The organism is Hyphomicrobium sp., assembly GCF_036780825.1.
GTDB lineage: Bacteria > Pseudomonadota > Alphaproteobacteria > Rhizobiales > Hyphomicrobiaceae > Hyphomicrobium_C.
The window spans coordinates 34,540-47,873 of record NZ_DAIQCD010000013.1; the positions used below are offsets into that span (position 1 = coordinate 34,540).

At 66.0% G+C, this 13,334-nt stretch carries 8 protein-coding genes; 4 read left to right on the forward strand and 4 right to left on the reverse strand.

The window, feature by feature from the left end:
* Window positions 1-77: 77 nt before the first annotated feature.
* Window positions 78-3,773, forward strand: a complete 3,696-nt coding sequence (locus V7P99_RS07775) for a YhdP family protein (RefSeq protein WP_333794231.1) — start codon at window positions 78-80, stop codon at window positions 3,771-3,773.
* A gap of 116 nt (window positions 3,774-3,889) precedes the next feature.
* Here V7P99_RS07775 and tyrS read toward each other — a convergent pair whose 3' ends face one another.
* Window positions 3,890-5,149 (reverse strand): tyrosine--tRNA ligase, encoded by a 1,260-nt coding sequence (gene tyrS / locus V7P99_RS07780; RefSeq protein WP_333794232.1) that lies wholly within the window; start codon window positions 5,147-5,149, stop codon window positions 3,890-3,892.
* Window positions 5,150-5,292: 143 nt separating this feature from the next.
* Here tyrS and V7P99_RS07785 point away from each other — a divergent pair, with 143 nt between their 5' ends.
* A complete protein-coding gene (locus V7P99_RS07785) occupies window positions 5,293-6,411 on the forward strand; it encodes an anhydro-N-acetylmuramic acid kinase (protein WP_333794233.1) in 1,119 nt (372 codons plus the stop codon).
* A 157-nt stretch (window positions 6,412-6,568) separates the two neighbouring features.
* Window positions 6,569-7,519: a DUF808 family protein gene (locus tag V7P99_RS07790; protein WP_333794234.1), complete on the forward strand. Its 951-nt coding sequence runs from the start codon at window positions 6,569-6,571 to the stop codon at window positions 7,517-7,519.
* Window positions 7,520-7,641: 122 nt separating this feature from the next.
* On the opposite strand, the gene V7P99_RS07795 is transcribed toward V7P99_RS07790, so the two are convergent.
* The 3 genes from V7P99_RS07795 to V7P99_RS07805 all read right to left on the reverse strand — a co-directional run bounded on the left by V7P99_RS07795 (window position 7,642) and on the right by V7P99_RS07805 (window position 10,449).
* The gene (locus tag V7P99_RS07795; protein WP_333794235.1) at window positions 7,642-8,088 is read right to left on the reverse strand and encodes a hypothetical protein; all 447 of its coding nucleotides are present in this window, start codon (window positions 8,086-8,088) and stop codon (window positions 7,642-7,644) included.
* A 216-nt stretch (window positions 8,089-8,304) separates the two neighbouring features.
* Window positions 8,305-9,024 carry a ribonuclease T2 gene (locus V7P99_RS07800; protein WP_333794236.1) on the reverse strand — a complete coding sequence of 240 codons (720 nt, stop codon included), beginning with the start codon at window positions 9,022-9,024 and terminating at the stop codon, window positions 8,305-8,307.
* A 21-nt stretch (window positions 9,025-9,045) separates the two neighbouring features.
* The gene (locus tag V7P99_RS07805; RefSeq protein WP_333794237.1) at window positions 9,046-10,449 is read right to left on the reverse strand and encodes a M20/M25/M40 family metallo-hydrolase; all 1,404 of its coding nucleotides are present in this window, start codon (window positions 10,447-10,449) and stop codon (window positions 9,046-9,048) included.
* 154 nt (window positions 10,450-10,603) lie between these two features.
* Here V7P99_RS07805 and ppdK point away from each other — a divergent pair, with 154 nt between their 5' ends.
* The gene (gene ppdK, locus V7P99_RS07810) at window positions 10,604-13,315 is read left to right on the forward strand and encodes a pyruvate, phosphate dikinase (protein ID WP_333794238.1); all 2,712 of its coding nucleotides are present in this window, start codon (window positions 10,604-10,606) and stop codon (window positions 13,313-13,315) included.
* Window positions 13,316-13,334 lie beyond the last annotated feature (19 nt).

The window sequence follows — 13,334 nt, forward strand, 5'->3', positions numbered from 1 at the left end:
TGCGGTCTCGTAGCCGGAAACCTTCCCGGCCGATGATCCTGTCTGTCCTTGCTACCGCGGCCGGAGACCGTTTGGGGATGACGACGTATCACTCCGGCAACAATCGAGACGAGCCGGTGCCGCAGCGTGCTGCGGGCGCGGTGGGGTACGCGCGGCTTCATGGCCGCCCACCGCAGAGCCCGAGGCGGGCGCGCTTCCTGCGCGCGCTCCAGATCGCCACGCTCGTGCTGGCGCCGGTGCTGCTGCTTTCGCTTGCCGCTGCAGGCATCGTCTACGTGCGCCTGATGCACGGGCCGGTCTCGCTCCAGACGTTCAGCGAACACATCACCGCCAGCATCGACGCGGAACTCGAGGGGTTCTCGACCGCGATCGACGACGCCGTGCTCACGCTGGCGGACGACTACACAGTCGAGCTGAGGCTCGTCAATCTGCGCATCAGCGAGGCTGACGGCGATCTCGTGGCCTCGGCGCCGACGGCCGCCGTCGAGCTCAGCAAGGCCGCGTTCTGGCGGCTCGAAGCACGACCGGAGCGCATCTTCCTGATCGAGCCCAGCCTCGCCGTCTCATACAGTGCGGACCAGGGTTTCTCGCTCAGCATATCCAATGCCGCGGAGGGAGGCGACGCCGCCGCCGAGCCGCCGATCGTGCCCCCGCGCCCCGTGCGTGCGCGGCCGCCCGAAGGCACCGCGGCCAGGTCACGATCGCATCAGCCCTCGTTCCACCGTATCGACGTTGCGCGCATTCTCGCCGAGGCGACGGCACGGGCGCGCCGCGACAGCTCCGGCTCCTCCTTGATCCGGGAATTCGGCGTGCGCAACGCCACCGTCTCCATCACCTATGACGGCAAGACGAACCATATCAGCGTGCCGGAGGCCTCCGTCGATCTGGCGCACATGAAGCGCCGCAGCGTGATCTCGGGCCAGGCCACGATCGCGGCCGACGGCCAGCCGTGGTCGCTGACGTTCCGCACCGATCAATCGGACCGCGGCAAGTCATTCAAGGTGTCGGCTACGGTGCGCGATCTCGTACCGAGCACCCTCGCCCGCCTCTCGCCGGGCTTCGGGCTCCTCGCCATGATCGACACCCCGACGCACGGCGAGCTCGCCCTCGACCTTTCGAACGGCGGCGACCTCAAGACGGCCCATCTCGCCGTCGATCTCGAGCGTGGTTTCGTGCGCCTGCCCTCCGTGCCAGACACGCCGATCCTCCTCGAAAGCGGCCGCGTGGCGATGCTCTACGATGCCGGCGCGAGGCGGCTCGACATCTCCTCCGCCGATCTCGACTGGGGCGGAAGCCGCATGACACTCAAGGGCGAGGTCACGAGCGATCCGGAGGAGGCCGGCGAACCGCAATGGCGCTATGCGCTCGAGGCGACGGAGGGCGTACTTTCGGCAACGCAATTCGGCGTGGCGCCGATACCGATTGAACACTTCCATGCCTCGGGACGGATCATTCCCGGTGAGGGCCTCGTACAGGTCGCCGGCTTGTCATTGAGAGCCGGCGGTGGCGAGGTGACCGCGAACGGCGACGTCATATCCGGGCCGGGCACGTCGAGCACGCGGGTCGAGGCCGCGATCTCGCCGATGCCGCTCGCCACGCTCAAAGCCATGTGGCCACGCGCAGCAGCACCGGCTGCCCGCGATTGGGTCGGCACGCAAGTGGAGCAGGCATACCTCAAGTCGGCTTCCCTCAAGCTCGTTTCCGGCCGCTTCCTCGAAACGGAGCCGGGCGCGGACGGCCCCACGAGCCGGCTCTCGGCGGCCATGGACGTCGCCGACCTCAGGATGCATCCGCTGCCGAAGAGCCTGCCAATCGAGGCATCGGAAGCCACGATCCGGCTCGAGGACAGTGCGCTCGAGATCACGATGCCGGATGCGCACATCATCTCGGGTCCCGCCAGCCGGCTGCCGCTCAAGGACGTTCGCTTCACCGTGGTCGACGTCACGCATGCGGCGCCGGTGGCGGAGCTGGCAGTCAAATCGCAAACCACGCTCCCGGCCCTCGTCGACGCCTTGAACCACAGCGAGCTTCATCTCGCGGGCCAGGGTCCTCTCCCCTTCGAGGGCATCGGCGGCAAGGTCGAGGGCGAGCTCAGCATCGCCATGCCGCTTGGCGGGACGAACGCCATCAAGATGACCGGCAAGGCGCGCATTACAGAGCTCAAGGGCCGCAGCGGCCAGCACAACCTCGATCTATCGGGGGGCACCATCGATATCGAGGGCTCGGACCTCGGCGTCATCGCCAAGGGGGACATCATCGTCAACGGCGTGATCGCGAAGGTTCACGTCCACCGCATCCTAGACGCGCCGCCCGAGATGCAGCCGCCACTCAAGATCACGGCCACCCTCGACAACGCGGACCGCACCCAGCTCGGCCTCGACGTCAATCATTTCGTCCAGGGCGAAGTGCCGCTCGAGGTGACGGTGACGCAGAAAGACGAGGAGCCCTCGGTCGTGCACGTGCGCGCGGACCTCACCGATGCCGAGCTGATGTTCACGGGGCTGGCCTGGCGGAAGCCGCCAGGGCGCAACGCCTCGGTCGAGTTCGATCTGGACGCTGCCGATCCGGCCCGCGTGGAGCTCAAGAACTTCCGTCTCGTCGGCGACAACATCGCCGTCGACGGATGGCTCACCGTGAACGAGCAGCGCGAGGTCAGCGCCTTCTCGTTCCCGAACTTCTCCGCCAACGTGGTGACACGTTTGCAGGTGGACGGGCGCGTGGACGCGAAGCGCATCTGGAAGATCAATGCCAAGGGCTCGACGTTCGACGCCAAGGACGTGTTCCGCTCCCTGATCGCGCTCGGCAACACGACGGAAACCGCCATCAAGGCGCGCCACCCGGCGGCCGGCATGGATCTCACGGCCGAAATCGACACCGTGATTGGCCATGACGACGTCTCGCTCAGGAACTACAGGCTCAAAGTCTCGGAGCGGGGCGACGACATCGTCTTCTTGGAAGGCCAGGGCATCCTCGACGGCGGACAGTCGCTCACCGTGCAGATCGACGCCAAGGGACCACGCCGGCTCTATGCGGAGACAGCCGATGCCGGACAGGCGTTCAAGCTGGTCGGCTTCTACCCAAATATGCAGGGCGGACGGCTCCGTCTCGAGGTCGACCTCGAGGGACGGGGAGCAGCGGAGAAGAGCGGCACACTCTGGATCGATGACTTCCGGGTGCTGGGCGATCCGATCGTGTCGGAGGTGTATTCGAGCGCCGAATCGAACAGCTCCGCCAATACGCCGGCCGCCGGCCGCCGGCGGAAGGTGGAACGCCAAGTGTTCGAGTTCACCCGCATGAAGGCGCCGTTCTCAATCGGACACGGCCAGTTCGTGCTGGAGGATTCCTATGTTCGCGGGCCGCTGCTCGGCGCCTCGATACGCGGCAAGGTGGATTACAACACGCGGCACCTCAATCTCGGCGGCACCTACGTGCCGCTGCAGGGCATCAACAGCGCATTCTGCGAGATTCCGCTGTTCGGCCCCATCGTTTCCGGCTTCGACTGCCAGGGCGTATTCGGCATCACGTATGCCATCCAAGGGGCGATGGCCTCGCCGCAGGTGCTGGTCAACCCGCTCTCGATGTTCACACCTGGCATCCTGCGCACGATCATGGAGATGACGAGCGCCAACCCGCAGGTGCAAGCGCCGGGCGCGCAACGGGCATCGCCAAAGGCGCGCGCATCGAGTTCCTCGCCCGAGACGGCGCCGGGAGATCTGATCGACGGCTGGTCATCGGAGACCACGCCGAACGCCAAGGGCGCAAAAAAGAAGTGATGGAGGAGAGAGTGAGCGGAGGCCTCATCGTTTTTGAGGACGGCTCAATCTCTCAATCAACTTGAGTGCTTCCAGAAAACCAGCTCCGACTTGTCCGGGAGCACTCGAGACGTAGCCTACACCGGCTTAAGCAATACGTGCTTCTTCTTACCGAGCGAAAGCTTGATCACGCCATCAGCCGTGACATCTCCCGCCGAAAGTCTCGCCTTCTCGTCGGCCACCACTTGGTCGTTCACCCGCAAGCCGCCGCCCTTGATCTGACGGCGCGCCTCGCTCGTGGATGCGACCAGACCGGCCTCGACGAAGCATGAGAGAAGACCGCTGCCCGCGTCGAGATCCGCCCGGCTGATCTCGACCGTCGGCAGACCCGCGGCAAGGCCGCCCTGCTCGAACGTCGTACGCGCCGTCTCGGCAGCCGCCTCGGCCTTGTCGCGGCCGTGCACCAGCGCCGTCGCCTCCGTGGCGAGCACCTTCTTCGCCTCGTTGATCTCGGCACCGCCGAGTGCGGCCAGCTTCGCCACCTCCTCCAGCGGCAGCGTGGTGAACAGCTTAAGGAAGCGCGCGACGTCGGCATCCTCCGTGTTGCGCCAGTACTGCCAGTAGTCGTAGGCGGAGAGCTGCGCCTCGTTGAGCCATACGGCGCCGGACGCGGTCTTACCCATCTTGGCACCCGAGGCCGTCGTCAGTAGCGGACAGGTGAGCCCATAGAGCTGGTGGGGAAGCCCCATGCGGCGGCCAAGATCGATGCCAGTCACGATGTTGCCCCACTGGTCGGAGCCGCCCATCTGCAGGTTGCAGCCGAGACGGCGGGCCAGCTCGACGAAGTCGTAGGCCTGCAGAAGCATGTAGTTGAACTCGATGAAGCTCAGCTCCTGCTCGCGCTCGAGGCGCAGCTTCGCCGAGTCCATGGTCAGCATGCGGTTGACGGAGAAGTGCCGGCCGACGTCGCGCAAGAAGGCGATGTAATTGAGCCCGGCCAGCCAGTCGGCATTGTCCAGCATTACGGCATCAGTTCCGCCTTCGCCGAAGGTGAGGAAGCGGCCGAAAACCGTCTTGATGCTCTCCTTGTTGGCCTCGATCTCTTCGACGCTGCGCATGACGCGCGTCTCGTCCTTGCCGGAGGGATCGCCGATGCGCGTGGTGCCGCCTCCCATGAGCGCGAGCGGCTTGCCGGCGCCGGACCTCTGCAGCCAGTGCAGCATCATGATCGACAGGAGATGGCCGATGTGCAGCGAAGGCGCCGTGCAGTCATAGCCGACATAAGCCACGAGCTTGCCATCGCGGGCGAGCGCGTCGAGACCTTCGGCATCCGAGCATTGGTGGACAAAGCCGCGCTCGGTCAGAATATTCAGAAACTCGGATTGGAAATTCGCCATGATGAGTTAGGAGGACCTTCTGCTCGGCCGTCTCGAAGGGGCCGTGTCCATTCGTGATCGAGCGTCCGATCGGAACATCGCGACGCACTTTTCCGATCAGAGGCGCGTGGTCGTCGGGCTGGAACATGCATGAGGAGACGCCGTTGGGCAAGCAAGAGGGTAAGGTCTGGCGCGCGTTGGGGCTCATGAGCGGCACCTCGCTCGACGGCATCGATGTCGCCGTGATCGAGACGGACGGGGAGCACGTGCTGCGCCGCGGTTTTTCCGCCACCTATCCCTATTCGGACGCCTTCCGCGAACAGCTTCACGTGGGGCTGACCGAGGCGGCGGCCCTCTCTGACCGCGTGGCCCGGCCCGGGCGGCTGAGGCTGCTCGAGCAATACCTGACCGAGCTCCACGCTGAAGCGGCGGGCCATTATCTCACCGACCACGAAATCGCATCGGAGAGCATCGACATCGTGGGCTTTCACGGCCAGACTGTGTTGCATCGGCCGGACGCGCAGCTCACGGTGCAGCTCGGCGATGGCCCGCTGCTCGCCCGCCGGCTCGGCCTGCCGGTCGTCTACGACCTTCGTGCCGCCGACGTTGCCGCGGGGGGACAAGGCGCGCCGCTGGCACCGGCCTATCATCGAGCGCTCGCCGCCGAAATTTCCGACCGCCCCCTCGCCGTCCTCAATCTGGGCGGCGTCGCCAACCTGACCTTCATCGGCCGCGACGGCACGCTGATCGCCTTCGATACGGGGCCTGCCTCGGCGATGATCGACGACTGGGTGAAGGCGAAGCTCGGCAAGCCGTTCGATGGCGGGGGCGCGCTCGCCGAAGCAGGCACCGTGCACGAGGATATCGTGGCGGCGTGGCTCCGCCATCCATACTTCGCGAAGCCGCCGCCAAAGTCGCTCGACCGCAACGCATTCGACCCCGGAGCCATCGATACGCTCTCGCCCGAAGATGGAGCCGCGACGCTCACCGCTTTCTCGGCGGAAGCCATAGCGGCGGCGCTGCGCCATCTTCCTGAAGCCCCGGCGCTCTGGATCGCGGCCGGCGGCGGGCGGCGCAACGGCACGCTTCTCCACATGATTAGCGAGCGCACCGGCGCGGCCGTGCGGCCGGCCGAGGTCTTCGATATCGACGGCGACGGCGTAGAGGCCGAGGCCTGGGCGTTTCTCGCCGTTCGCTCGCGCCTCGGCCTACCGATCACGTTTCCCGGGACGACGGGAGTTGCCAAAGCAATGAGCGGCGGCGTCCTGGCAGAGGCCACCTAGCGCACCGGGGCGGCACCTTTCCCCATCGCGGTTGCCTTGCGCGGGCCGCATGCATCTGGCCAATCTTCTGCCGTTCAGGACGTTTGGCAGGATCGAACAATTTACGCTCGGCTGGAGATGCCGGGCAGAGCGCGGTCCACGACAGGGAAATGGGACGATGAGCGGCCTTTTGGCACTCTTGGACGACGTCGCGGCGCTGGCAAAGCTCGCCGCTGTGACGATCGACGATACGGCAGCGCAGGCGGTCAAGGTCGGAAGCAAGACGGTCGGCGTCGTGGTCGACGATGCCGCGGTCACGCCACGCTACGTCACGGGGCTCGCCGCCGAACGCGAATTGCCGATCATCGGGCGCATCGCCTGGGGCTCGCTCAAGAACAAGCTCTTGTACCTGCTTCCGGCCGCGCTCCTGCTCACAGCCTTCCTGCCCCAAGCGATCACGCCGCTGCTCATGCTGGGCGGGCTCTATCTCGCCTATGAGGGCTTCGAAAAGGTGATGCACTGGGTAACGGGCGCGCCTGTGGCAACCCGCGCGGACCAAGCCGCGGGAGACGATGCGAAGGCGCTCGAGAACAGGCGCGTCGCTGGTGCGATCCGCACCGACTTCATCCTCTCGGCCGAGATCATGGCCATCGCGCTGGCCAACATCTCCGAGCCGGATCTCATCACCAAAAGCCTCGTTCTCGCCGCCGTCGCGCTGCTCGTCACGGCGGGCGTTTACGGGACGGTGGCACTGATCGTAAAGACGGACGACTTCGGCGTTGCGCTGGCGCAGCGAGGAGGAGCGATCCTGGAGACGATCGGACGCGTGCTCGTTCGCGGCATGCCGCCATTCCTGCACGTGCTGAGCCTCATCGGCACGCTTGCGATGCTCTGGGTCGGCGGCGGGATTCTCGTGCATGGCCTCGGCACGTACGGCCTTGATATGCCTGAACACTGGATCGGCGCCCTTTCGGATGCCGTGCGCACTGCGCTCCCGGCCACCGGCGAAGTTCTGGCCTGGTTGGCCGGTGCTCTGGGCGCGGCCGTGGTCGGACTGGCTGCCGGCGCCGTGGTCGCGGCGTCCGCCGCCCTCATCTCGCTGCCGTTCGCGAAAATGAAAGCAGATTAAGCGCGCTTATCGTCTGAAACCGTTCCCACTTTTCCGGAAGCACTCTCTGGTCTCGTGCTTCTTATCGGACACTTGCCTTGCATGACTTCGCCATGACCGGTTCCCACTTTTCCGGAAGCACTCTAAGGCCCGGCTGCTTCGTCGGAGTCGTGCGGGGCAGCGGCGCTCCGTTGTCCTGCGCGCGGCATGCGGTCCTGCCGGCCCTCGAACGCGTCGGCTGGCAGCAGCGGAGAATCGGCGTCGCAGGCGTGGGCCGAAGTCTCGCCGGTGCGCCGGTCGAGTGCGAGCCGCGTACAGGCCTGGGCAGACGGCGTATCTGCGAGCGCGATCGCAATGGGCTCCGCCGCCCGCATGGCAGCCGGAGGCGCATCACCGACGAGCACGACGTCGGACACGAAGCTCCAGAACCCGATGAAATGCCAGAACACCGCACCGGCTACGAAGCCGAGGACGCTCCAGCCAAGGCCGCCGATGCCGTCGAGCGCCCGCCGCGCGGCGCCGAAAGACGGACGGCCACGAGAGCGGAGCGCCGCATCCGGGCGAGCGATGGCGACGTGGCGGGCAGCCATCTGGCCGCGCGCCCCTACGGCGTGCGCCTCATTGACGACAAGGGATCCATGACCCCGTTTTTTTGAAAATCCCGGCATGCGTCGAGCCCGCAGTGCGAAAACAGAACGCAGCACGAGTCGAAGCTTGCGGGGTCGATCGGTCGGCCGCAAGTTTCATTGGGGCAGATCGAAGACGCGGACAAAGTTATCCACAGGCGTGGGGCCGGTGCGCCACGCTCATCGCACCGGGGGAACGTGCATGCGCGTGCCGCGGCACAGTCGCTCCTGATGCTCGTTGGCACCGCAAGAACGCGGAGCGCCGTCTTTCGAGAAACAGATACGCACCTCGCGCAGGCGGCTTCCCGGTCCGCGGCACGCAACGGCAATCATGTCGGAATCGAGTTTAGGATTGGCCTCGGCGAACGCCTTCACCACGTCCTTGGGATCGAGGAACTGCGCTGTCGTCGGATTGCGGAAGCGTTCGGGAATAGCGATGCTTTCAAAGAGCCGCCGCGCGGTTTCGTAGTAGCCATCCGGAGATAGGCCAGAGCAGGTGCCGTGCTTCCTGTACTCGTGGATGATCAGGCCTTTGCTCGGCATGATATCGAGCATGCCGTCGATCACGCTCTGCGGCACGAAGCGCGTTCTGGCCGGGCAGTCCTCCGGGTAGCCGCGCTGATATTGCGGCCAGAGCCCATGCAGGATGAACGCATAGCGCCGCCCGTCGCGGGGCGCGCACTGGGCGTGATCGCCTCGCCCTTCCGGGCTCTCGCAATGCGTCGGGCTCCAGGAAAGAACGAGCGCGTAATAGTCGAAGCTGCCGGCCTCGGCTTGGGAGCGCGGGGCGACCGTCTCGGTCCCGGACGATTCCGGCGGCGGCGGGCTTCCCTCTTCCCGCTCGAGGTACATCAGAACGGCCGCCACGGCGAGAAGTGCCACGAGGCCTGGCAGGGTCATTCGCGAAGGCGCACGCATCGCTCAGGCCGCGCTCCGCGCCAGCGCATCGAGAATGCGCACCCAGCTTCGCGCGCCCTTCTTGAAGCTTTTCAAGTTGTACTTCTCATTCGGCGAGTGGATGCGGTCATCGTCGACGCCAAAGCCGATCAGCAGGCTGTCCATGCCGAGCGCCTGCTTGAACGAGGTGACGATGGGGATCGAGGCTCCACACCCCATCAGGACCGGGGGCACGCCCCACTCTTCGGCGAGGGCTGCGGCCGCCGCCTGGACGGCCGGCGCCGAAGTATCGAAGCCGATGGCGGCGCTGCCGTGCCCGCCGCGGAATTCCACTTCGCAATCAGCCGGCAGATGGCTCGTGACGAACCGGCGCACGGCGTCGAGCACGTGCTCGGGCTCCTGCCCCGGAACGAGGCGGCACGTGATCTTCACGGAAGCCTCGGCTGGAATGACCGTCTTCGAGCCGGCGCCCTGGTAGCCGCCAGTGATGCCGTTGAACTCGAGCGTGGGGCGCGACCAGAGCTGCTCGATGACGGAGACCGATGCCTCGCCCGCTGGCGTTGAGAGCCCGACGGGGCCCAGGAGCTGTTTGGCTTCGAGCCCCAGTGCCTGCCACTGCTGGAGCTGGGCCTTCGACGGCTTTGCGACGCCATCGTAAAAGCCGGGAATGGCGATGCGTCCCTTCGCATCGTGCATCTTTCCGAGAATGCCGACGAGCGCCCGGATGGGGTTCATCGCCGGGCCGCCATAGATGCCGGAATGCAAATCGCGCGACGGGCCGCGGACGATCACCTCGATGCCGGCAAGACCGCGCAGCGTTGTGGTGATGGCGGGCGTATCTTTATCCCATTGGCCCGTGTCGCAAACGAGCACGAGGTCGGCCGTGATCTCCTTACCGCTCTTCTTCAGGAAGCCCGGAAGCGATGGCGAGCCGCACTCCTCCTCCCCTTCGATCATCGCCGATACGGCGATTGGAAGCGCGCCCGCGACCTCGGTCCAGGCGCGCGCGGCCTCGAGGAAGGTCATGAGCTGACCCTTGTTGTCCTCGGCTCCGCGCGCCACGATGACCTTGCCGTTTGCCTTGTCATGTGCGATGCGCGGCTCGAACGGCGGCATTTTCCAGAGTTCGAGCGGATCCGGCGGCTGGACGTCGTAGTGGCCGTAAAACAGGACGTGAGGGGCTCCCTCGGCGACCTTTTTCCGGTCATGGCCGACGACGATCGGATGGCCGCTCGTCTCGCGCACCGAAGCTGGAATGCCGACCTCGGTGAGTTGCAGGGCGCACCAATCCGCGGCCTTACGACATTCCGCCGCATATGCGGGGTCCGTAGAAATGCTCTCGATCCGGAGCAGGGAGAACAATCTCTCGAGGCCGGCATCGAAATTACGATCGAGCCGTTTGAGAACCTTAGAAACCTGATCCGCCATGGCAACCCCGTCCGATATCTGACGCCGAGAGTGGGGGAACAGTCACGTTCAGTCAAAGGGAGTGTTGGCGCACGGGCCCTGCTGTGCCACATTCCCGCCCGCCGCCCGGCCGGGCGGTCCATCCTCGCAAAGGTTTCGATGAGAGAGAGACGCAATGGCAGCGGTTGAGCCAGCCCGTGAAGCGGCGCAAAAGTGGGTTTACACATTCGCCGCCGGCAAGGCCGAGGGCAACGCTGGAATGAAGAACCTGCTTGGCGGCAAGGGAGCCAATCTCGCCGAGATGGCGAGCCTCGAGCTGCCCGTCCCGCCAGGCTTCACCATCACAACCGAGGTTTGCGGGAGCTACTACGAAAACGGCCGACGCCTTCCCGATGGCCTCGCCGCGCAGGTGGAACGCGCGATGGCGCTGATCGGCGAGGAGACGGGTGCCGTCTTCGGCAGCGAGGAGAACCCGCTGCTCGTGGCCGTGCGCTCAGGCGCGCGCGCTTCGATGCCCGGCATGATGGACACGATTTTGAACCTCGGTCTCAATGACCGCACGGTCCAGGGGCTCGCCCGCAACTCCGGCGACGACCGGTTTGCCTACGACAGCTATCGCCGCTTCATTCAGATGTATGGCGACGTCGTGCTCGGCGTGAGTCATGGCGTGTTCGAGGATATTCTCGAGAACTTCAAAAATCTGAACGGCTTGTCGTTCGATACCGAGCTCGGCGCCAGCGAATGGCAGACCGTCATCGCGCTCTACAAGAAGGCGATCGAGGACGCGACCGGGAAGCCCTTCCCGCAGGATACGAACGAGCAGCTCTGGGGCGCTATCGGCTCCGTCTTCGGCTCCTGGCAGAACACGCGCGCCGTCACCTATCGGCGCCTTCACGGCATCCCTGATTCGTGGGGCACGGCGGTCAACGTGCAGGCCATGGTGTTCGGCAACATGGGCAACACGTCGGCGACGGGCGTCGCCTTCACGCGCAATCCCTCGACCGGCACCAGGGAAATTTACGGCGAGTACCTCATCAACGCCCAGGGCGAGGACGTGGTGGCCGGGATCCGCACGCCCCAGCCGCTGACCCTCCAGGCACGGCGTGAGGCCGGGGACCCCAATCCCTCGCTCGAGGAAGAGATGCCCAAGGCGTTCGAGGAGCTGATACGCATCTTCGACACGCTGGAGCACCGCTACCGCGACATGCAGGACATCGAGTTCACCATCCAGAACGGACGCGTCTGGATGCTGCAGACGCGCTCCGGCAAGCGCACGACGGAAGCGGCGGTGAAGATCGCCGTCGATCTGGCGGACGAGGGCATCATCACCCACGAGGAGGCGGTGCTGCGCGTGGATCCCGCGGGCTTTACCCAGCTCCTGCACCCCACGATCGACACCGATGCCGAGAAAGAGCTGCTGACGACGGGGCTCCCGGCCTCGCCCGGAGCCGCCGCGGGCCGGATCGTGCTCACCTCGGACGAAGCCGAGCGCCAGAAGCAACAGGGCGAGAGCGTCATCCTCGTGCGCGCCGAAACGAGCCCCGAGGACATTCACGGCATGCACGCCTCGGCCGGCATCCTCACGTCGCGTGGCGGCATGACGAGCCACGCGGCCGTGGTTGCGCGCGGCATGGGCGTGCCGTGCGTTTCCGGCGCCGGCGCCCTGCGCATCGACGAGAACTCCGGGACAGTCACGATCGGGGAGCACACCCTCAAGGCCGGCGACGTCATCACCATCGACGGCGCGTCCGGCTGCGTCTACGCCGGCGCCGTGCCGATGCGCCAGCCGCAGCTCTCCGGAAACTTCGCCCGTCTCATCGCTTGGGCGGACGACGCCCGCCGCCTTGCGGTTCGCGCCAACGCCGATACCCCCAAGGACGCAAAGCAGGCGCTCACGTTCGGCGCACAGGGCATCGGTCTCTGCCGCACCGAGCACATGTTCTTCGATGCCGAGCGCATTCTCGCCATGCGCGAGATGATCTGCGCCACGGAGGAAGAGGGACGCAAGGCGGCGCTGGCCAAGATCCTGCCGGTCCAGCGTGCGGACTTCATCGAGCTGTTCGAGATCATGGGCGAGCGTCCAGTGACGATCCGTCTGCTGGATCCGCCGTTGCACGAGTTCCTGCCGCGCAACGATGCGGAAATCGAAGTCGTCGCGGCGGCGCTCAAGCTCACGCCCGACAAGCTTAGGGCACGCATTACCGAACTCGCGGAGTTCAACCCGATGCTCGGCCTGCGCGGCTCGCGTCTCGCTATCCGCTATCCCGAGATCCCCGAGATGCAGGCGCGCGCCATCTTCGAGGCGGCGATCGAAGCTGGAAAACGCATCGGTGCCCGGATCGAGCCGGAGGTGATGCTTCCCCTCGTCGCCTACCGGCGCGAGTTCGATATCCTGGCCCGCGTCATCCGCTCCGTCGCCGAGACGGTGGAGAAGGAAACCGGAGAACGGCTTACCTATAAGCTCGGCACCATGGTCGAGCTGCCACGCGCCTGTCTCAAGGCCGGCGAACTCACCGAAGGCGAGAGCGGCGCCGACTTCCTGTCCTTCGGTACCAACGACCTGACGCAGACGACGCTCGGCCTTTCCCGCGACGACGCTGCGCCGATCCTCTCCACCTACACGACGGAAGGCATCTACGAGACCGATCCGTTCGTTTCCCTCGATCAGGAGGGCGTAGGCGAGCTTGTTCGCATCGGCACCGAACGGGGCCGCGGCGTGAAGCCGAACCTCAAGGTCGGCATCTGCGGCGAGCATGGTGGCGATCCGGCCTCGGTCGCCTTCTTCCATGCGCAGGGCTTCGATTACGTTTCCTGCTCGCCGTTCCGCGTGCCCGTCGCACGCCTCGCCGCGGCGCAGGCCGCGATCCGGGAGAAGCTCGCGCGCTGATCACCAGCATCTGCTCGAG